Annotated in this window: 21 protein-coding genes and 1 tRNA gene; 10 read left to right on the top strand and 12 right to left on the bottom strand. The window is 67.3% G+C overall.

The features are described from left to right. The 3 genes from I7S92_RS12815 to I7S92_RS12805 all read left to right on the top strand — a co-directional run bounded on the left by I7S92_RS12815 (position 1) and on the right by I7S92_RS12805 (position 2983). Positions 1–1020, top strand: a complete 1020-nt coding sequence (locus I7S92_RS12815; protein WP_197644881.1) for a sugar ABC transporter substrate-binding protein — start codon at positions 1–3, stop codon at positions 1018–1020. A gap of 110 nt (positions 1021–1130) precedes the next feature. Continuing rightward, a complete protein-coding gene (locus I7S92_RS12810; protein ID WP_197644878.1) occupies positions 1131–2207 on the top strand; it encodes an ABC transporter permease in 1077 nt (358 codons plus the stop codon). Then, the gene (locus I7S92_RS12805) at positions 2207–2983 is read left to right on the top strand and encodes an ATP-binding cassette domain-containing protein (protein WP_197644875.1); all 777 of its coding nucleotides are present in this window, start codon (positions 2207–2209) and stop codon (positions 2981–2983) included. Before I7S92_RS12810 ends, I7S92_RS12805 begins: the two co-directional genes overlap by 1 nt. A 309-nt stretch (positions 2984–3292) precedes the next feature. Here I7S92_RS12805 and I7S92_RS12800 read toward each other — a convergent pair whose 3' ends face one another. The 5 genes from I7S92_RS12800 to I7S92_RS12780 form a co-directional block, all read right to left on the bottom strand. Next, positions 3293–4294, bottom strand: coding sequence for a PhoH family protein (locus I7S92_RS12800; RefSeq protein ID WP_206761075.1), 1002 nt, complete (start codon positions 4292–4294; stop codon positions 3293–3295). A gap of 175 nt (positions 4295–4469) precedes the next feature. Then, complete coding sequence (locus tag I7S92_RS12795; RefSeq protein WP_197644871.1) at positions 4470–4862, bottom strand: hypothetical protein; 393 nt, start codon at positions 4860–4862, stop codon at positions 4470–4472. A gap of 4 nt (positions 4863–4866) precedes the next feature. Beyond that, positions 4867–5379: an OmpA family protein gene (locus I7S92_RS12790; protein ID WP_242070201.1), complete on the bottom strand. Its 513-nt coding sequence runs from the start codon at positions 5377–5379 to the stop codon at positions 4867–4869. A gap of 201 nt (positions 5380–5580) precedes the next feature. After that, entirely contained in the window at positions 5581–6888 is a 1308-nt protein-coding gene (miaB, locus tag I7S92_RS12785) for a tRNA (N6-isopentenyl adenosine(37)-C2)-methylthiotransferase MiaB (protein ID WP_197644869.1), read from the bottom strand. Between the two features lie 77 nt (positions 6889–6965). Beyond that, complete coding sequence (locus tag I7S92_RS12780; protein WP_197644867.1) at positions 6966–7385, bottom strand: GFA family protein; 420 nt, start codon at positions 7383–7385, stop codon at positions 6966–6968. Between the two features lie 126 nt (positions 7386–7511). Between I7S92_RS12780 and I7S92_RS12775 the strand changes: the two genes are divergently transcribed. Then, positions 7512–8381 carry a hypothetical protein gene (locus I7S92_RS12775; protein ID WP_197644865.1) on the top strand — a complete coding sequence of 290 codons (870 nt, stop codon included), beginning with the start codon at positions 7512–7514 and terminating at the stop codon, positions 8379–8381. Between the two features lie 100 nt (positions 8382–8481). On the opposite strand, the gene irrA is transcribed toward I7S92_RS12775, so the two are convergent. Continuing rightward, a complete protein-coding gene (gene irrA, locus I7S92_RS12770; protein ID WP_197644863.1) occupies positions 8482–8910 on the bottom strand; it encodes an iron response transcriptional regulator IrrA in 429 nt (142 codons plus the stop codon). 181 nt (positions 8911–9091) lie between these two features. Here irrA and fabA point away from each other — a divergent pair, with 181 nt between their 5' ends. Then, on the top strand, positions 9092–9601 hold the full coding sequence (gene fabA / locus I7S92_RS12765; RefSeq protein ID WP_197644861.1) for a bifunctional 3-hydroxydecanoyl-ACP dehydratase/trans-2-decenoyl-ACP isomerase: 510 nt from the start codon (positions 9092–9094) through the stop codon (positions 9599–9601). A gap of 1 nt (position 9602) precedes the next feature. Here the strand turns inward: fabA and I7S92_RS12760 are convergent, their stop codons facing one another. Together I7S92_RS12760 and gdhA are read right to left on the bottom strand one after the other, a co-directional pair. Next, the gene (locus I7S92_RS12760; protein ID WP_197644859.1) at positions 9603–9977 is read right to left on the bottom strand and encodes a GFA family protein; all 375 of its coding nucleotides are present in this window, start codon (positions 9975–9977) and stop codon (positions 9603–9605) included. A gap of 89 nt (positions 9978–10066) precedes the next feature. Beyond that, positions 10067–11422 carry an NADP-specific glutamate dehydrogenase gene (gene gdhA / locus I7S92_RS12755; protein WP_197644857.1) on the bottom strand — a complete coding sequence of 452 codons (1356 nt, stop codon included), beginning with the start codon at positions 11420–11422 and terminating at the stop codon, positions 10067–10069. 313 nt (positions 11423–11735) lie between these two features. Here gdhA and fabB point away from each other — a divergent pair, with 313 nt between their 5' ends. Together fabB and I7S92_RS12745 are read left to right on the top strand one after the other, a co-directional pair. Further along, complete coding sequence (gene fabB / locus I7S92_RS12750) at positions 11736–12965, top strand: beta-ketoacyl-ACP synthase I (protein ID WP_197644855.1); 1230 nt, start codon at positions 11736–11738, stop codon at positions 12963–12965. A gap of 6 nt (positions 12966–12971) precedes the next feature. Further along, the gene (locus I7S92_RS12745) at positions 12972–13760 is read left to right on the top strand and encodes an enoyl-ACP reductase FabI (RefSeq protein ID WP_197644853.1); all 789 of its coding nucleotides are present in this window, start codon (positions 12972–12974) and stop codon (positions 13758–13760) included. 143 nt (positions 13761–13903) lie between these two features. On the opposite strand, the gene I7S92_RS12740 is transcribed toward I7S92_RS12745, so the two are convergent. Beyond that, a tRNA-Gly gene (locus I7S92_RS12740) sits at positions 13904–13977 on the bottom strand. 208 nt (positions 13978–14185) lie between these two features. Further along, positions 14186–15682, bottom strand: coding sequence for a bifunctional metallophosphatase/5'-nucleotidase (locus tag I7S92_RS12735; protein ID WP_197644851.1), 1497 nt, complete (start codon positions 15680–15682; stop codon positions 14186–14188). 235 nt (positions 15683–15917) lie between these two features. Between I7S92_RS12735 and I7S92_RS12730 the strand changes: the two genes are divergently transcribed. The 3 genes from I7S92_RS12730 to I7S92_RS12720 all read left to right on the top strand — a co-directional run bounded on the left by I7S92_RS12730 (position 15918) and on the right by I7S92_RS12720 (position 18284). Then, positions 15918–16760, top strand: coding sequence for an MSCRAMM family adhesin (locus I7S92_RS12730; protein WP_197644849.1), 843 nt, complete (start codon positions 15918–15920; stop codon positions 16758–16760). A gap of 127 nt (positions 16761–16887) precedes the next feature. Further along, a complete protein-coding gene (locus I7S92_RS12725; protein ID WP_197644848.1) occupies positions 16888–17226 on the top strand; it encodes a DUF952 domain-containing protein in 339 nt (112 codons plus the stop codon). Further along, positions 17223–18284 (top strand): quinone-dependent dihydroorotate dehydrogenase, encoded by a 1062-nt coding sequence (locus I7S92_RS12720; RefSeq protein WP_197644847.1) that lies wholly within the window; start codon positions 17223–17225, stop codon positions 18282–18284. The genes I7S92_RS12725 and I7S92_RS12720 overlap by 4 nt, the downstream gene beginning before the upstream one ends. Before the next feature lie 79 nt (positions 18285–18363). Here I7S92_RS12720 and I7S92_RS12715 read toward each other — a convergent pair whose 3' ends face one another. Further along, positions 18364–18600 carry an Lrp/AsnC ligand binding domain-containing protein gene (locus tag I7S92_RS12715; protein ID WP_197644846.1) on the bottom strand — a complete coding sequence of 79 codons (237 nt, stop codon included), beginning with the start codon at positions 18598–18600 and terminating at the stop codon, positions 18364–18366. Positions 18601–18688: 88 nt separating this feature from the next. Beyond that, a complete protein-coding gene (locus I7S92_RS12710) occupies positions 18689–20227 on the bottom strand; it encodes an ATP-dependent DNA helicase (protein ID WP_197644845.1) in 1539 nt (512 codons plus the stop codon). Between the last annotated feature and the right edge of the window lie 37 nt (positions 20228–20264).

Genomic DNA, 20264 nt, shown 5'->3' with positions numbered 1-20264 from the left:
ATGAAACTGATCACCAAAGCCCTGATGGGCGCGGGCGCGCTGGCGCTGTCGGCGGGCATCGCCTCGGCGCAGGACGCCGTTTCGGCCTGCCTGATCACCAAGACCGACACCAACCCGTTCTTCGTGAAGATGAAGGAAGGCGCCGAGGCCAAGGCGGCCGAACTGGGCGTCACGCTGAAATCCTATGCCGGGAAGATCGACGGCGACCATGAAAGCCAGGTCGCGGCCATCGAGGCCTGCGTGGCCGACGGCGCCAAGGGCATCCTGATCACCGCCTCGGACACCAAGGCCATCGTCGATTCGGTCAAGGCCGCGCGGGATGCCGGCGTGCTGGTCATCGCGCTGGACACCCCGCTCGATCCCATCGACGCCGCGGATGCCACCTTCGCCACCGACAACTTCCAGGCGGGCCTGCTGATCGGGCAATGGGCCAAGGCGACGCTGGGCGATGAGGCGGCGAATGCGAAGATCGCGATGCTGGACCTCGGCATCAGCCAGCCCTCGGTCGACGTGCTGCGCGACCAGGGCTTCCTGACCGGCTTCGGCATCGACACCAAGGACATCGCCAAATGGGGCGACGAGGACGATCCGCGCATCGTCGGCAACGAGGTCACCGCCGGCAACGAGGAAGGCGGGCTGAAGGCGATGGAGGCGCTTCTGGCCAAGGACGCCGGGATCAACGTGGTCTACACGATCAACGAACCCTCGGCCGCTGGCGCCTTCGAGGCGCTGAAGGCCGCCGGCAAGGAAGGCGTGCTGATTGTCTCGGTCGATGGCGGCTGCCCCGGCGTGGCGGATGTGAAGGACGGCGTGATCGGCGCGACCTCGCAGCAATACCCGCTGATGATGGCGTCGCTGGGCGTGGAGGCGATCGCCAAATATGCCGCCGACGGCACCAAGCCCGCGCCGACCGAAGGCAAGGACTTCTTCGACACCGGCGTGGCGCTGGTGACGGACAAGCCGGTCGAGGGAGTAGAATCGATCGACACCGCCAAGGGCACCGAGCTTTGCTGGGGCTGAGCCCGTTTGGTGATTGATCGGTGCGGCCGGTATGGCCAGACTGCAGTCAAGGGCGGCCCTCGCGCCGCCCTTGATCCGAACCGGGCCCAAGGCCCTTGGGAGGAGATCGCATGTCCAACGACGCAAGGTCGGTCTCGGGCAGCTATGAGGCAGGCCTCAAGGGCGCTGCCGAGGCAGTGGCCGAGTTCCACGAGCCCGAAAGCGCGCTGAAGAAGCTGCAGCACTGGCTGCACCAGACGCCCTCGGCGGTGCCGATGATCGTGCTGGTGGTGGCGCTCCTGGTCTTTGGCGCCCTGGCCGACAATTTCTTCAAGGCAGGAACATTGTCGACGATCCTGCAACAGATCGCCATCGTCGGCATCCTGGGCTGCGCCCAGACCATCGTGGTTCTGACCGCGGGGATCGACCTGTCGGTCGGCGCGATCGCGGTGTTCTCCTCGGTGCTGATGGGGCAGATCACCTTCCGCTATGGGGTGCCGGCCGAGTTGTCCATTGTCATCGGCCTGATCCTCGGCACCGCGATGGGGGCCCTGAACGGTATCCTGATCGCCCGGCTGCGGCTGCCGCCCTTCATCGTGACGCTGGGGACCTGGCAGATCCTGCTGGCTGCGAACTTCATCTATTCGGCGAACGAGACGATCCGCTCGTCGGACATCGCGGAACAGGCGGCGGCGCTGCAGTTCTGGGGCTATTCGATCAATCCGGGCGGGGTGAAGATCCTCTACGCGGTGTTCCTGATGATCGCACTGGTGGCGATCATGGCCTATGTCCTGCGCCACACCGCCTGGGGCCGGCACGTCTATGCCACAGGCGACGACCCGGCAGCGGCGGAACTGGCCGGGGTGCCGACGAAGAAGGTTCTGGTCCAGGTCTACGCCCTGGCCGGTCTCTTCTGCGCCATCGCCGGCTGGGTGATGATCGGCCGCTTCGGCTCGGTCTCTCCCACCGCCTCCACCGGCCAGCTGGGCAACATCCAGTCCATCACCGCCGTGGTGATCGGGGGCATCAGCCTCTTCGGCGGGCGCGGCAGCATCGTCGGCATGTTCTTCGGCGCCCTGATCGTCGGCGTGTTCGAGATGGGGCTGCGCCTGGTCGGCACCGACCCGCAATGGACCTTCTTCCTCATCGGCGCGCTGATCATCTTCGCCGTGGCCGTGGACCAATGGATCAGAAAGGTGGCAGGCTGATGGAACCCATCCTCAAGGCGCGCGGCCTGACCAAGCGCTATGGCAAGGTCACCGCGCTGAACGACTGCGACTTCGAACTGATGCCGGGCGAGATCCTGGCCGTCATCGGCGACAACGGTGCGGGGAAATCGACGCTGATCAAGGCGATCTCGGGCGCGGTGGTGCCGGACGAGGGGCAGATCTGGCTCGACGGCCAGGAGGTCGCCTTCAGGACCCCGATCGAGGCCCGGGCAGCGGGGATCGAGACGGTCTACCAGACGCTCGCCATGTCCCCTGCCCTGTCGATCGCCGACAACATGTTCATGGGGCGCGAGTTGCGCGCGCCGGGGATCATGGGCAGCCTCTTCCGCAAGCTCGACCGCCCCCGGATGGAGAAATTCGCGCGCGAGAAGCTGACCGAACTGGGACTGATGACGATCCAGAACATCAACCAGGCGGTGGAGACGCTGTCGGGCGGCCAGCGCCAGGGGGTGGCGGTGGCCCGCGCGGCGGCCTTCGGATCGAAGGTGGTGATCCTGGACGAACCGACGGCGGCGCTTGGCGTCAAGGAAAGCCGCCGGGTGCTGGAGCTGATCCGCGACGTCAAGAACCGGGGGATTCCGATCATCCTGATCAGCCACAACATGCCGCATGTGTTCGAGATCGCCGACCGCATCCACATCCACCGGCTGGGACGCAGGCTCTGCGTGATCAAGCCGCAGGATTACAGCATGTCCGACGCGGTGGCCTTCATGACCGGCGCGAAACTGCCCGAAGGCGTCACCGAAGTGGCCTGACCTTCGGCGGCGGCAACCAGATTGCGCGGCTGCCGCTTGCCCAGCCTTTCAGGTCGCCTGCGCGGGACTGCGCCCGGTTGTCTCCGCGGCACCCGGCCTGAAGGTTCGACCGGCATGGAAAATGCGCCTCCCGCTCCCGGCGTCGGAGCCTCCGGCGGGGATATTCGGCCCGGCATGAAAGAGTCGCCTGCTTTCATACCGGGTCAGGTATCTTGGGGGGTCGGGGGGTGACCCCCCATCAGCCGATGGCGGAGAACGCAAGCCCCGACGACGAGACAAGGGCTTGCGTGCTCGACTCGGTTGCCGCCCCTACCCGGCGGCTTCGTCGGCCTCGTAGGCCTCGATGATCCGGCCGACCAGCGGGTGGCGCACCACATCGCGCGAGGTGAAATAGTTGAAGCTGACGCCCTTCACCCCCTTCAGGATCCGCTCCGCATCGGCCAGGCCCGAGGCCGTGCCGCGCGGCAGGTCGACCTGGGTGCGGTCGCCGGTGATCACCATGCGCGACCCCTCGCCCAGCCGGGTCAGGAACATCTTCATCTGCATGGTCGTGGCATTCTGCGCCTCGTCCAGCACGATGAAGGCGTTCGACAGCGTCCGGCCGCGCATGAAGGCCAGCGGCGCGATCTCGATCCGCTTTTCCTGCATCAACTTTTCCACCTGCTTCGACGGCAGGAAGTCGTTCAGCGCGTCGTAGAGCGGCTGCATGTAGGGATCGACCTTCTCCTTCATGTCGCCGGGCAGGAAGCCCAGACGTTCCCCGGCCTCGACCGCCGGGCGCGACAGGACGATCTTCTCGACCGCGCCGGAGATGAACATCGTTACCCCCACCGCGACGGCGAGATAGGTCTTGCCGGTCCCGGCCGGGCCGATGCCGAAGCCCAGCTCATGCTGGAACAGGTTGGCGACATAGGCCTTCTGCGCCTCGGTCCGCGGTTCGATCGGCTTCTTGCGGGTGCGCAGCTCCATCCCGGTCGAAAAGAGCTCGATCTGCTCGGCGCTTTCGGCATCGACCGGACGGCCCATGCGCAGCGCGCCGTCGATGTCGCCCGCGCCCACGCCGCGACCCGATTCCAGCCGGGCATAGAGCGAGCGCAGCACGGCTGCCGCCTGTTCGCGCGCCGGTTTCTCGCCGATGACTGCCAGGCGGTTGCCGCGCCGCAGGATGTGCACCCCCATCTGGTGCTCGATCTGGGCGAGATTGCGGTCGAATTCGCCGCAAAGGTCGATCAGCAAGCGGTTGTCGGGAAATTCGAGGACGGTCTCGACGATATCCTCGGCGGTCGGGGGGGTCAGCGCGCTGATGCCCAAGCGGGCGCTCCTTCTCTCAAGGGCCACAGGATGAATTGTGCGCCCGGACACGAACTCTGGCAAGGGAAACCCGCTGCCCCCACAAATAGTTGCGTGCAAGAGTGCAATTTTTGTGACGCTGGCCGAAAAGGGCCCCGGCCAAGCCGGAGCCCCCTTCTACCGCCGTTGCGCGGTGTCAGTCGCTCTGCGCCGGACCGGAGACGCGGTCGGGGAAGGGCGCGGAGGCGGTCTCGTAGACGCCAAGGACCGTGCCGGCGGGATATTTGCCGTCGCAGACCGGCAGGCCGGTCTTCGGGTCGAAGCGCGGCGAGGCATAGCCCTCGATCCCGTCGTCGATGATCCAGACCTGGCAGCCGTCCGGGTCATAGGCGATGGCGGCGACCCCGTCCTTCAGCGAGACATTGTCGACGCCTTGGTCCTGGCCGGTGGCGATGACCGAGTCGGGACCGCCATAGCCCTGCGTCCCCTCGAAGCCGAAGCCCTCGGTATAGCCGCCGCAGCCCGACAGGGCGGTGGCGATGGCCAGCGCAAGTGCAGCCCGCGGCCGGTGTTTTCCTGCAAGCGTCATCTGGTCAGCCCTTCTTGCAGAAGACTTCGACACGGCGATTTGCCGCCATGCCTTCATCCGTGGCGTTCGAGGCGACCGGCCGGGTCTCGCCCTGGCCGGTGACAGTCTCGACCACGGCGCCGAGGGATCGGGCGACCTCGGCCACGCTGGCGGCGCGGGCCTCGGAGAGGGCCTGGTTGTCTTCCCTGGTGCCGCGGCTGTCGGTATGGCCGGTGATGATGTAGGAAAAGGCGTCCGAACTGGTGAAGAAGACTTCCAGCTTGCGCCGTCCCTCATCGGTCAGCCGGGCGCTGGCGGTGGCGAAATGGGCATCCGCCTGGGCGTCGAGGCAGCTGGCCTGCTGCAGGCAGACCGGCTTGCCGGTCTGCGGATCGCGGCGCGGCACCATATAGCCTTCGGTCCCGCCATCGGCCCACCAGTGCTGGCAGCCGTCGGCGTCGATCCAGACTCCCCATTCGATCTTGCCCGTGACCGGCGCCTCCTGCGCCGCGGCCATCGGAGCGACGGCAAGGCACATGCCCGCCAAGGCCGACGCGAAGGCGCGCCGCGGCCTGCTTCCGTTACTCACCACTGAACTCCCTTCAACCCGACCACTCTTCAAGACCCGCCCGAGTTAAGCAGGGCGAGGCGGGAAAAGAGAAGCCATCTCGGCGCCGCCGGCCTGCGTTTCCGGGGGATAACTCCATAGCCGGGCGGAACTGGGCGGCCGCCGCGGCAGTCAGAGGGGCTCTGCGGCCAGCGAGTTCGTGGAGGAGGCGGTGACGCGGACGCGGACCAGCTGGCCGATTCGGCCCGCCGGGTCCTGGACGTGGACGGCGTGGAGGTGGTCGGACTTGCCCACCATCTGCCCCTCCTTGCGGCCCGGCTTCTCATAAAGGACCGAGACCTCGCGTCCGACCATCGCCTCTTGCGCGGCGCGCTGCTGGGCGGTGACCAGGGCCTGAAGCTCCTGCAGGCGGGCATCGGCGATCCCGGCCGGGACGGCGGGCTTTTCGGCGGCCGGGGTGCCGGGGCGGGCGGAATAGCGGAAGCTGAAGGCGGCGCCGTAGCCGACAGCGCGGATCAGCTCCATCGTGGCCTGGAAGTCGGCATCGGTCTCGCCGGGGAAGCCCACGATGAAATCCGAGGACAGCAGGATGTCGGGCCGGGCGGCGCGGATGCGCTCGACCAGGCGCAGGTAGCTTTCCGCCGTGTGCTTGCGGTTCATCGCCTTCAGGATCCGGTCGCTGCCCGACTGCACCGGCAGGTGCAGGTAAGGCATAAGCTGCGGCAACTCGCCATGGGCGGCGATCAGTTCGTCGTCCATGTCGTTGGGGTGGCTGGTGGTATAGCGCAGCCGGGCAAGGCCCTCGATCCCCGCCATCTCGCGCAACAGGCGGGCGAGGCCCCAAGTGCCATCCGGACCCTGCCCATGGTAGCCGTTGACGTTCTGGCCCAGAAGCGTGATCTCCCGCACGCCCTGCGCCACCAGCGCGCGAGCCTCGTCCAGAAGCCGCGCGACCGGGCGGCTGACCTCGGCCCCGCGGGTGTAGGGCACCACGCAGAAGGCGCAGAACTTGTCGCAGCCTTCCTGCACGGTCAGGAAGGCGGTCGGGCCGCGCAGGGCCTTGCGCTCGGGCAGCAGGGTGAACTTGTCCTCGACCGGAAAGTCGGTGTCCACGACCCGGCCACCGGCCTCGACCATCGCGGGCAGGCGGTGATAGGCCTGCGGGCCGACCACGAGGTCGACCACGGGCGAGCGGCGCAGGATCTCCTCGCCCTCGGCCTGGGCGACGCAACCGGCGACGCCGACCTTCATCCCCGGACGTGCCGCCTTCAGCGCGCGCAACCGGCCGAGGTCGGAATACAGCTTCTCGGACGCCTTCTCGCGGATGTGGCAGGTGTTGAGGAGGACCATGTCCGCCTCCTCGACCGTCTCGGTGGTGACATAGCCCTTCGCGCCCAGGGCCTCGGCCATGCGCTCGCTGTCGTAGACGTTCATCTGGCAGCCGTAGGTCTTGACGAACAGCTTCTTGGCGTCGATCATGCGCGGTGTCCTTCCGGAGGGTCGGGCCGGGATGACCGGCCGTTTACACCCTGACGCCGGGCGCGGCAACGCCGGGTTCAGCCTGCGGCGGTCACGACGCCGGGACCGTCGCCGGGGTACTGCGGCAGGCCGTCGCCGATCGCATAGAACCGGGGCCGGCCCGCGGTGCAGATGTGGTGGCCGGGGTGCAGGCATTCCGGCCGGTCGAAGGCCCCCGCCAGGATCGCATAGCGCGGCTCGTCATTCGGCTTCCAGAACAGGAGCGTCCCGCAGGTGCCGCAGAAGCCGCGCCGGGCGAAGTCCGAGGCCGCGAACCAGGTGATCTCCGCCTCGCCCTCCAGCGTCAGCCGATCGGCGGGGATGCTGGTGGCGGCGAAGTAAAGCCCCGACTGGCGGCGGCATTGCGAGCAATGGCAGAACACCACCTCGCGCAGCGGGCCATGGGTGGTGAAACGCACCTTGCCGCAAAGGCAGCCCCCGGTCTCATGCTCGCTCATCCTGTCCTCCAATCCCTGTGTGGCCAGGCTGGCAGCAAACGGCCGCCGCCGACCCGACAAAGCCGACACCGGCGGCAGGCGAGACGACACCTTGCGCCGCCGCCCCGGATCGCGGAATCTGGCGCCATGCGCTATCCCTCGCTTGCCTCGCTTCTGGCCGCCAAGGCCCCGGATCTTGCCAAAGGCCCCCTGTCGCTGGTCATGGCCGAGGATGCGGTCGAGGTCGCGTCGACCCTCGCGCATCAGCTGAAATGCGGCTTCCGCGACGTGGTGCTGCTGGCCCCCGAAGGGATCACGCCGGGGCCGGGCCTTTCCGACCGGATCCATGTCGTCACCCATGACGTCTTTGCCGAGGATGCGCTGGTCGGTGCCGTCAACCAGGTGGTCGACCAGGTCGCGGGGGCCTGGCTCCACTACTGCCACAACGCCGAATACCTGTTCTTCCCCTTCTGCGAGACCCGGCGCGTCGGCGAGATGCTGACCTTCCACGGCGAGGAACGGCGCGAGGCGATGCTGACCTATGTCATCGACCTTTACGCCGGCGACCTCGGCGCCCACGGCAATGCGGTCGACCTGCAGGACTGCTGGCTTGACCGCTCGGGCTATTACGCGCTGGCCCGCAAGGACCCGGCGCGGCACAACCACCCGAAAGAGCGCCAGCTGGATTTCTACGGCGGTCTGCGCTGGCGCTTCGAGGAGCATGTCCCCCCGGCCCGGCGGCGGATCGACCGGATCTCGCTGTTCCGCGCCAAACCGGGCCTGCGGCTTCTGCCCGACTTCACCCTGTCGGAGGAGGAGATGAACACCTATGCCTGCGCCTGGCATCACAACCTGACGGCGGCAGTCTGCTCCTTCCGCACCGCCAAGGCGCTGCGCAGCAATCCCGGCTCGCGCCATGCGATCTCGGGGTTCCGCTGGCACAACTCGGCCCCGTTCCGCTGGGAGAGCCAGCAGTTGATGGACCTTGGCCTGATGGAGCCGGGACAGTGGTTCTGACCCCTTGCCGGGGGCCGGCGTCGGCGCGGCATCGGCCGCCCTTCGGTGCGGTAAGCGGCGCGGGCGTGGGGCTACCCGCCCCGGTCCCGCCCGGCGCGTCTCAGGCCTTGCGCAGGCGGATCACCACATCGACGCGGGAGACGGTCATCCCCTCGGGCACCTTCGGCAAGGAGGCGATGCTCAACTCCTCGGCCGGGGCGTCGGTCAGGCTGTGGCTGTCTTCCCAGTAGTAATGCGGATGGTCGTCGGTGCGGGTGTCGAAATAGCTTTTCGAGCCGTCGACCACGACCTCGTTCATCAGGCCGGCCTCGCAGAAGGCGCGCAGCGTGTTATAGACGGTGGCAAGGCTGACCGCCTCACCCGCAGCGCGCGAGGCCGCGTGCAGGCTTTCGGCGGTGACATGCCGGTTCTCGCCATCGCCGACCAGAAGCTCGGCCAGGGCGATGCGTTGCCGCGTCGGGCGCAGTCCGGCCGAGGCCAGCCATGCGGTGCTGCGCTGCGTCTGCCGGGGATCAAATGCCTGGGTCATCGGTTTTCCTGTGCGTCACTCCATATAAGGGGTTCTGCGGCCCGGTTTCAAACCCTAATCCCCCGGCTGGCAAGGTGACGCACCCCAAAGGCCGGGCGGCCAGACGCCGGGCGGGCCAGACTTGCCACTCTTTGCGCCCGGATGCTAATCAGGGCCAGATGTAACGAGGGGATCACGAGCGATGGCGTCCTATCCGACCTTTTTCGACAAGGAGGCGCTGCTCGCCTGCTCGCGGGGGGAGCTTTTCGGCCCCGGCAACGCGCAACTGCCCGCGCCGCCGATGCTGATGATGGACCGGATCACCGACATCTCCGAAGATCGGGGCGAGCATGGCAAGGGCCATGTGGTGGCCGAGTTCGACATCACCCCGGACCTGTGGTTCTTCGAATGCCACTTCCCCGGCAACCCGATCATGCCGGGTTGCCTGGGGCTGGACGGCCTGTGGCAGCTGACCGGCTTCAACCTCGGCTGGCGCGGCTGGCAGGGGCGCGGCTACGCGCTTGGCGTGGGCGAGGTCAAGCTGACCGGCATGGTGCGGCCGGACCGCAAGAAGCTGACCTATTTCGTGGATTTCACCAAGGCGATCCAGACCCGCCGCCTGACGATGGGCGTGGCGGACGGGCGCGTCGAGGCGGATGGCGAGACGATCTACCTCGTCAAGGACATGAAGGTCGCGCTGAGCGAGGCCTGAGTCACGGCCCCGCATCGCGGGGATGCAGCGTCATGCCGGGGAACGGGGGCAACCAGCCCTCGCGCCGGATGCACCACAGCTCATAGATCGGGCGGAACTGGTCGGGGGCATCGAGAGTGCCGAGGTTGACCTCGATCTCGTCGCCGCTGCGGCCCAGGACCGAGGAGCCGCAGGTCGGGCAGAAGCAGCGGCCGTGGTAGTCGCGCAACTCTCCCGTCACCGTGACGGCCGAGGCCGGGAAGATCGCCGAGGCGTGAAACAGCGTGCCGTGGTGCTTGCGGCAGTCGAGGCAATGGCAGATGCCCACCCGCAGGGGCGGTCCCGCCGCCGTGAGCCGCACCGCGCCGCATTGGCATCCACCGGTCACCGGGTCCATGAGCGCACCTCCTGCCCGCAGGATCGGCCCGCAAGGCCCGGCGCGCAAGACCGAAAACGGGGCCCGCGCGGGGCCCCGCCTGACGGGCGTCAGATCACGCCCAGCATCCGCATCGCCTCGGCCACGCGGACGAAGCCCGCGATGTTGGCGCCCAGCACATAGTCGCCCGGCGCGCCGTATTCCTCGGCGGTGGCGTGGCAGGTGTCGTGGATGTTGCGCATGATCGTGGCAAGGCGCGCCTCGGTCTGCTCGAAGGTCCAGCTGTCGCGGCTGGCGTTCTGCTGCATCTCCAGCGCCGAGGTCGCGACTCCGCCCGCGTTCGCGGCCTTGCCGGGGGCAAAGAGGACCCCGGCCTCCTGGAAGATGCGCACGGCTTCCGGCGTGCAGGGCATGTTCGCACCCTCGCCCACCGCGATCACGCCGTTCTTGACCAGCGCCTTCGCATCCTTGCCCGACAGCTCGTTCTGCGTGGCCGAGGGCATGGCGACGTCGCAGGCCACGTCCCAGACGGACCCCTTGTCGGCCGGCACGAAATGCACTCCCGCGCCGCGACGACGGGCATATTCCGAGATCCGCTCGCGCCGGACGTCCTTGATCTCCTTCAGGAGCGCGAGGTCGATCCCGGCCTCGTCCACGACATAGCCGCTGGAATCCGAGCAGGCGAGGACCTTGCCGCCGAAGGACTGGACCTTCTCGATCGTGTAGATCGCCACATTGCCCGACCCCGAGACCACGACCTTCTTGCCGTCGAACGAGGTGCCCCTGGTCTGCAGCATCGCCTGGACGAAATAGGTGTTGCCATAGCCCGTCGCCTCGGTCCGCGCGCGCGAGCCGCCATAGGCCAGCGCCTTGCCGGTGAAGACCCCGGCCTCGTAGCGGTTGTTCAGCCGCTTGAACTGGCCGAACATGTAGCCGATCTCGCGGCCGCCGACGCCGATGTCACCGGCCGGAACGTCGGTGTATTCGCCGATATGGCGGTGCAGTTCGGTCATCAGCGACTGGCAGAAGCGCATGATCTCGGCATCGGACTTGCCCTTGGGGTCGAAGTCCGACCCGCCCTTGCCGCCGCCGATCGGCATTCCGGTGAGCGCGTTCTTGAAGGTCTGCTCGAAGCCGAGGAACTTGATGATCCCGACATTCACCGAGGGGTGGAAGCGCATCCCGCCCTTGTAGGGGCCGAGCGCCGAGTTGAACTGCACCCGGAAGCCGCGGTTGATCTGCACCCGGCCCTTGTCGTCGACCCAGGGGATGCGGAAGATGATCTGACGCTCGGGCTCGCAGATCCGCTCGATCAGGGCGAGGTCGAGGTATTGCGGATGCTTGGCCACCACACGGCCAAGGCTTTCAAGCACTTCGTGGACGGCCTGGTGGAACTCCGGCTCGCCGGCATTGCGCCGGATCACCTCGGCCAGGATCGGCTGAAGCTTTTCGTCAATCTTGTTCATCGCTGCACTTTCGGGCGGAATTGGACTGGGGTGTTTCCGGTCAAAGCCGGGCAGACCCCCTCGCCTAGAGCAATTTCCGGGCGGACTGAAAGGTTTTTTCCCCGTTTCCTTGCAGAAAAACGACATGCCGCGCCGAACTGGCGAAGAATCGCGACGCATGGCCGCAGGGGTCGGCAGGATGCGCGGCTTTCGGGACGCAGGCGGCAGCGGCCCTTTGCCCCCGGCGGGGAATCGGCGGCCCGCGGGTCGCCAAGCGCCTTGCCCCCTCCCCCCCTCTGCCCTAAACAGACCTGAAGTCACGAAGGGAGGCCGCATGCGCCGCGTCGTCATCACCGGGATCGGGATCGTCTCGTCCATCGGCAACTCGGCCGCCGAGGTCGAGGCCAGCCTTCGCGCCGGGAAATCCGGCATCGTCTTCGCCCCCGACTATGCCGAGCACGGCTTCCGCTGCCGGGTCCACGGCCAGCCGAACATCGTGCTGGAGGACCATATCGACAAGCGCGACCTGCGCTTCATGGGCGACGGCGCGGCCTATACCTTCATCGCGATGGACCAGGCGGTGAAGGACTCGGGACTGTCCGAGGCCGACGTCTCGAACGACCGCACCGGCATCATCGTCGGCTCCGGCGGCCCCTCGACCAAGTCGTTCTTCAAGGCGCACAACATCGTGCGCGAGACCGGCAGCCCGAAGCGCATCGGACCCTTCGGCGTGACCAAGGGCATGTCCTCCACCGTCTCGGCCTGCCTGGCGACGCCGTTCAGGATCAAGGGCGTGAACTACTCGATCACCTCGGCCTGCTCCACCTCGGCGCATTGCATCGGCAACGGAACCGAGCTGATCCAGATGGGCAAGCAGGACATCGTCTTCGCCGGCGGCGGCGAGGAACTGGACTGGACGCTCTCCTGCCTGTTCGACGCCATGGGCGCGATGAGCAGCAAGTACAACGACGCACCGGAAACCGCGTCCCGCACCTATGACGCCAACCGCGACGGCTTCGTGATCGCGGGCGGCGGCGGCATCGTGGTGCTCGAGGAACTGGAGCATGCGCTGGCGCGCGGCGCGAAGATCTATGCCGAGGTGACGGGCTACGGCGCGACCTCGGACGGGCACGACATGGTGGCTCCCTCGGGCGAAGGCGGCGAACGCGCGATGCGGCTGGCGCTCTCGACCCTGCCGCAGGGGCGCAAGGTCGACTACATCAACAGCCACGGCACCTCGACCCAGGTCGGCGACATCGTCGAGGTCGAGGCGATCCGCCGCGTCTTCGGCCGCGGCGCCACGCCGCCGATCGCCTCCACCAAGTCGCTCACCGGCCATTGCCTGGGCGGCGCGGGCGTCTGGGAGGCGATCTATTCGCTGCTGATGATGAACGGCAACTTCATCGCCGCCTCGGCCAATGTCGTCACCCCCGACCCCGCGCTGGACCCCGGCGAGATCGTGACCAGCCTGCGCGAGGGCGTTGAGATCGACTCGGTCCTGTCGAACAGCTTCGGCTTCGGCGGCACCAACGCCACCCTCGTCATGTCCAAGTATCTCGGGTAACGCATCATGGCCGAACTGATGAAGGGCAAGCGCGGGCTTGTCATGGGCGTGGCGAACGAGCGTTCCATCGCCTGGGGCATCGCATCCGCGCTGGCGGCCGAGGGGGCGGAGCTTGCGTTCAGCTACCAGGGCGAGGCTTTCGGCAAGCGGGTGCAACCGCTGGCCGCCAGCGTCGGCTCGGACCTCCTGATCGACGTGGACGTGACCGACGAGGACAGCCTCGACGCCTGCTTCGCCGAGATCGGCCGCCGCTGGGGCGCGCTGGATTTCATCATCCACGCCATCGCCTTTTCCGACAAGAACGAGCTGACCGGGCGCTTCATCAACACGACCAAGGGCAACTTCCTGAACTCGCTGAACATCTCCTGCTTCAGCTTCATCGACGTCGCCCGCCGGGCCGAGGCGCTGATGCCCCAGGGCGGCACGCTGATCACGCTGACCTTCCAGGGGTCGAACAAGGTGGTGCCGAACTACAACGTGATGGGCGTGGCCAAGGCGGCGCTGGAATCGGCGACGCGCTATCTGGCGAATGACCTCGGGCCGCAGAAGATCCGGGTGAACGCGATCTCCCCCGGCCCGATGAAGACGCTGGCCGGATCGGCCATTGGCGGCGCACGGGCAACCTTCCGCCATACCGAGGACAACGCCCCCCTGCGCGCCAATGCGACGCTGGAGGCGATCGGCGGCACGGCGGTCTGGCTCTGCTCGGACTATGGCGCCTGCACGACGGGCGAGATCGTCCATGTCGACGGCGGCTATCACGTCCTGGGCTTCCCGCAGGCCGAGAACCTGTGACGATCGCAAGGGTGGGCGATATTGCCCGCCTGCGCCCGGCGCGGCCCGGAATCATGCTTGACAGGTGGTAAAAGCCCACAGCCAAGCCGTTGATTTCATTGGGAACGACCGAATTGTCCAACGTGGACAGGTATATGGGGGAATGGAGCGGGTGACGGGAATCGAACCCGTGTCTCTAGCTTGGAAGGCTAGGGTCTTACCATTACACAACACCCGCGCTGCCTTTCAGATAGCATCGCCCTGCCCCGACCTCAAGCCTTGGCCCGCGGAATCTGCGCCCGCCAGCGGGAGGATCGGCGCCGCCCCACTCGCGGTGGTGGATCGCGTCCATCCCCGCGCCCGCACCCCTCGTCGTTCGACTTCGTCTCCTCCTCGGCAGGCCCCGCGCGAGGAGTGACGAAGTCAATCGACGAGCAGAGACCCGGTTACTGTCCCAGCTTCCTGATCCGCCCCTCGACCGCGACATTCACCGTGCCCAGCTTCTCGACATAGGCCATCACGTCATTGGCCACGAGCTGCCCGGTCGGCCCATCCGTCACGATCCGCCCGCCGCCAAGCGCGGCATAGCCGTCGCCGCCGCCCAGGATATAGTCGTTGACCGCGACCTTGTAGAGCTTGTCGGCCTCGAGCGGCGCGCCCGCCACCATGACCTCGCTGACCCGCGACCCCGCCGGGGCCGAGGCGTCGAAGGCATAGGTCACGCCCGAGACCTGCGCGAAGCGGCCCGCGCCGTTCTCGACCTGGCTCACCCCGTTTTCCAGCGCCAGCAGCACCTGGCTGCCCGGCAGCTCCGTCACCACGGTGATGTTGCCGAAGGGCAGTTCGGTCAGGATGTCGCGCCGGGTGAGCTTGCGCCCCGCCTCATAGGTCGTGTCGCCCCGGATGCCGCCACCATTCATGATCGCGATATCCGCCGCCGTCGCATCCCGCATCGCATCGGCGATCAGGTTGCCCATCGTCGCTTCCTCGGCCCGCACCACGTTGCGGCGGCTGTCCAGCGGGGCCTCGACCGTGCCGATCTCGACATTCAGGTTCTGGTCCATCGTCGCGCGCAGCTTGTCGGCCATCGCGACCGATTCCGGGTCGGGTTCCACCGTCGCCGTGTCGATGAAGCGGAAGGCCGGAGTCCAGCTGATCTCGCGCTTGCCGTCCTTCTCCTCGACCTCGACCGCCAGATCGACCGGAGTCAGGAACTGCCCGTCGATACTGGTCTCGACATAGGCCGTCACCCCGTCGTAGGCGGTGGCATAGGAATGGTCGTCGCCCGACAGGATCACGTCGAAGGCATGCGACGCCATCAATGCCCGGTCGTTCTCCATATTGGTCTGGACGACGCCGACGACGATATCCGCGCCCTCCTCGCGCGCTTTCGCGGCCGCCGCGATGCCGGTTTCCACTGTCGGCAGGAACTTCAGGCTGCCGGTCGAGCTGACCTCGGGCGAGGTATCCTGCGCCAGCGGGATCAGCGCCACCTTGAGGCCGCCGACCTCCTTCACCATCACGCCGCCCAGCCCCTCGATGGCGCTGCCGTCATCATTGGTGATGTTGATCGCCGCCCAAGGATATTTCGACGCCTTCATCTTCTGGAAGAAGTTCTCCGGCCCGAAATCGAACTCGTGGTTGCCCGGCACCGCCAGGTCGAAGGGCACCAGATTGGTGAAGTCGATGGTGTTCTGGCCCTGGTCGAACCCCGAGGCCAGCGAGGGCGAGAGCATGTCGCCGTTGAAGAGATAAAGCGTGTTCGGATTGGCCGCGCGCTCGGCCTTGGCCACCGCGTTCAGCCGGGCGAAACCACCGCGGCCGTCCTCCTCCTCGAAGTTGTAGACATCGCCCACGCCAAGCAGCGTCAGCTTCACCGTCTCGGCCTGCGCCGCCGAGGCCATCAGTGCCGCGACAACCGCCAGTCTTGAAATCCCATGCATCGCGAGTCTCCTTTTGATCGGTCCCCGAGGTCGAGACTGCGCCAGATTCCGCGCCGCTGTCAAAGCCGCGTTGTATGCAACCGGCCCGACTCGCCTGTTGGGGGTGCGGTGACACAACCCCTGGTAAGTGCGGCATATTGCCGCCGCAAATTAACCTCCCGTTAACCCCGATCCAGTCACCGAACAGCCGTGTCAAGCGCGCAAAAGTATGGCTTAGACTGCGAAAGGAAAAGCAATGAAACAATTGCTGCTTGCGTGTACTTTCGTTACGATTGCGTTGAGTGCCAGTGCGGAAACAAAAGGTCCTAATGAGTGTCATTATTCCGACACCAAGGATAAAAATGACGAAGGATGGATGAGGTCGGATTGCGCCCAAGGTTCGGGCGACCACAATGCGCCCTCCCGCCAGCCAGTCGGACCGGGTACCAAGCCGGATCCTCTGCCGACGCCCGGACAGGACGTCACCCAGGAGCCGGACCCCACCCCGCAACCGGAGCCTGAACAGACTCCGGACCCGTCCCCAGACGATGGGAACAACGGCCACGGCAATGACCCCGGCGGCGTCGATCCCGGCAATCCGGGCCAGGGTGGCGGTGAGCCCGACAATTCGGACGGCGACAAGGACGACAACGGCCACGGCAATGATCCGGGCGGCGTCGATCCCAGCAATCCGGGTCAAGGCAATGGCAATCCGGGCCAGGGTAACGGTAACGGTAACGGTAACGGTAACGGTAACGGCAATCAGGGCCAAGGCCAAGGCAACGACAACTCGGGAAGCCATGACGACAATGGCCACGGCAACGATCCGGGCGGCGTCGATCCCAGCAACCCCGGCCAGGGCAATGGCAACCCCGGCCAGGGTAACGGTAACGGTAACGGTAACGGTAACGGTAACGGTAACGGTAACGGTAACGCTAACGGTAACGGTAACGGTAACGGTAACGACGGTGGCAGCCAGGGCCAGGGCAATGACAACTCTGGAAGCCACGACGACAACGGCCACGGCAACGATCCGGACGGCGTCGATCCCAGCAACCCCGGCCAGGGCAATGGCAACGGCAAGGGCAAGAACAACTGACGCCCAGCAACAAGGGACACGGCGTGCCAGCGCGCCGTGTCCCATTTTCCGGCTGTGAGCCGCCGCAGACAGGCGCCGGGTGACGGGCTCCATTGCCAGCATCCCCAAGCTTCGCTATTCGGCAGCCATGCTCATCCTCAAGATCCTCCGCCGCTCCGAATGGGATGCCTTCCGCGCCGCCGGCCAGACGCTGGGCGCGCCGGTGGACCTTGCCGACGGCTTCATCCATTTCTCGACCCCCGCCCAGGTCGCCGAGACCGCCGCCAAATGGTTCGCCAGCGAAAGCGACCTGGTGCTGGTGGCCTTCGACCCCGACCGGCTGGGTCCGGAACTGAAATGGGAGCCTTCGCGGGGCGGACAGCTCTTCCCGCATCTCTACCGGCCGCTCCGCCTGGAGGAGGTGGTCTGGGACAAGTCCCTGCCGCTGGGCGCCTCCGGCCACATCTTCCCCGAGGGCCTGCTGTGAGCCTCCTGGAACACGCGGGCCTCGCGCTTCTGCACCGGATCGACCCCGAGCGCGCGCATGGCCTGTCGCTCCGCGCGCTGCGGTCGGGCCTGGCCCCGCTGCCCGGCCCGGTGACCTCGCCCCGACTGGCGACCAGGCTTGCGGGTCTGGCGCTGCCGAACCCGGTGGGCCTTGCGGCGGGTTACGACAAGAACGCCGAGGCGATCGCCCCCCTCTCGCGCGCGGGCTTCGGCTTCATCGAGGTGGGCGCCGCCACCCCCCTGCCGCAGCCCGGCAATCCGCGCCCGCGCCTGTTCCGGCTGACCGAGGACCGCGCAGCGATCAACCGCTTCGGCTTCAACAACGCGGGCGCCGAGGTGATCGCCGCCCGTCTTGCCCGACGCACCCCGGGCCCGGTTCCGGTCGGGCTGAACCTTGGCGCGAACAAGACCTCCGAGAACCGCGCCGCCGATTTCGCCCGCGTGCTGGCGCTCTGCGGCCCGCATGTCGATTTCGCGACGGTCAACGTCAGCTCGCCCAATACCGAGAAACTGCGCGACCTGCAGGGCCCCGCCGCCCTGTCGGCCCTCCTTGCCGGAGTGATGGCGGCCCGCGCCGCCCTGCCGCGCCCGATCCCCATCTTCCTGAAGATCGCCCCCGATCTGACCCAGGGCGAGTTGGCGCAGATCGCCGGGGTGGCCCTGCAGTCGGGCCTTTCCGGCATCATCGCCACCAACACCACGCTTTCGCGCGAAGGTTTGAAATCCGCAAATCAAGAACAGCAGGGCGGGCTTTCCGGCGCACCTTTGTTTGAAAAGTCCACCCGGGTGCTGGCGCAACTGTCGCAGCTGACCGAGGGCGGGCTGCCCCTGATCGGGGTCGGCGGCGTCGCGACAGCCGAACAGGCCTATCAGAAGATCCGCGCCGGGGCCTCGGCGGTGCAGCTTTACACCGCCATGGTCTACGAAGGAATCTCGCTCATCCCCCGGATCGCGCGGGACCTCGACGCGCTCCTCGCCCGCGACGGCTTTGCCAGCGTCGCGGAGGCCGTGGGAACGGGCCGCGCCGACTGGCTCTGACCCCGGCCCAGCGGCTTCCTCTTGGCGCAAGTACTCCACGGGGGTCCGGGGGTGTGAAACCCCCGGCGGCTGCCACCGCTCAAAACGCCTTGAAGGTCATCGTGGTCAGCGTCCGCTGGATGCCCGGAATGTCGAACAGCCGGGACGACAGGTAATGGCCCACGTCCTGGTCGTCGGGGATATAGACCTTGGCGATCAGGTCGTAATCGCCGCTGGTCGAGTAAAGCTCGCTCACTACCTCACGGTCCCAGATCGCATCGGCGACCTCGTAGGTCTGGCCGGGGGTGCAGCGGAACTGGACGAAAACCAAAGCCATGCGGAAGCTCCTTCTTTGCGCGAAGGATAGGCCAGTTGCCGCGCAAGCTGAACAGCAGGGGCCAAAATTTTTCGACGAAAAATTTTGGCTACTCCCCCGCGTCCAGCGCCAGGGGGGCCGCCGGGCGCTTCAGGTCCTCGATCGACAGCGGCGCCTGCGGCCGGGCGAGGCGATTGCGGACCACCCAGTAAAGCCGGGTCTGCGCCCTGGTGATCGCGACATAGGCCAGCCGCTTCCAGAGCGGCACCCCGGCCTCGGACCGGCCCGACCAGGCGGCGGCGGAAAGGTCCGGTGCGAAGACCTGCACCTCCTCCCACTGACTGCCCTGCGCCTTGTGGATCGTCACCGCCGCACCATGCAGGAAGGTCGCCCCCATCCGCGCGGCATGCGGAATGAAGGGTTCCTCCTCCTCGGGTTTCTCGATCTTGATGATACTGGCCGCCGAGAGCTGCGGTTCCTCGGCGCCGATCACATGCAGCCGGGCAAAGCCCTCGCGGGTGCCCTCGCCCAGATAGATCACCTGCGCGCCCTTGATCAGGCCCCGCGCCTCGAGGTCGATGCGCTTCTTGCGATGCTTCAGCGGCAGCTCGATCCCGTCGCAGATCAGCGGCTCGCCCGGCAGAAGCCGGTCCTCGGGCGCGCCATAGGCGTTGCGGAAGGCCTGGATCAGCCGCACCCGCGTGGCATTGCGCCAGACGAGGACCGGAGAGCGCGCCATCAGCCCCGCCTCCACCCGCTCGGCCCAGACCACCCGGTCGTCGGCGCGGGCCTTTTCCCGCACCAGCGCCTCGAAATCCTCGAACCCCAGGCCCTCGTCGGCCAGCGCATGGGCCAGGTCCAGGATCGGGTTGTCCTGCGTCTGGCGGTGGATGCGGTGCAGGATCAGCTTGCGCCCTTCGGCGAGGCGGTCGAACACCATCTCGCCCGACTGCCCGACCGGCGCCAGCTGCGCCGGATCGCCGAACAGGACCAGCGTCGGGAAGATCTCGCGCAGGTCCTCGAACTGGCGTTCGTCCAGCATCGAGGATTCATCGACGAAACCCACGTCCAGCGGCTCTTCCCGCCGCTTCCAGCCCTTGATGAAATCGCTGCCCTTCAGCCCCGCCGCCGCCAGCGCGCCGGGGATCGAGGCGACCTGCTGGTAGAAGGCATGCGCCCGGTCCAGCGCCAGGTCGGTCAGGCCCGCGATGGCCAGGTTGCCTGCCACCGGCCGCGTCCCGGTCCCGGCCAGCCATTCGGCGATCTTCTCGTATTCCGGGTCATAGACCGGGGTGTAGAGGATGCGGTGGATCGTCGTCGCCGGCACCCCGCGCAGCCGCAACACGCTGGCCGCCTTGTTCGTCGGGGCGAGGATCGCCAGCGTCCGGCGGTCCTTGCGCTTCCTGCCCTCGTAATCGCCCGAGATCACCTCGACCCCGGCCGCCTTCAGGCCCTTGTAAAGCTCGGCCAGCAGCATGGTCTTGCCCGAGCCGGCCTTGCCCACCACCGCCAGCACGCTCGTCCGGCCCTCGGCCGCGGGGGCAAGCGCGCCCTCGGCCAGGTCGATCCCCGCCCCCAGAAGGGCGGCGGCCAGGCGGTCATAGGCCTCGGCCTGGTCGTCGGAAAAGGTCAGCGCGGGCAGTTGCATTGCCGCAACCTAGCCGCTTCGCGCGCCGGGCGTAAGG

This window comes from Tabrizicola soli, from assembly GCF_015999335.1.
GTDB classification, from domain to species: Bacteria; Pseudomonadota; Alphaproteobacteria; order Rhodobacterales; family Rhodobacteraceae; genus Tabrizicola; species Tabrizicola soli.
This window is presented reverse-complemented; position numbering and strand designations above follow the sequence as displayed.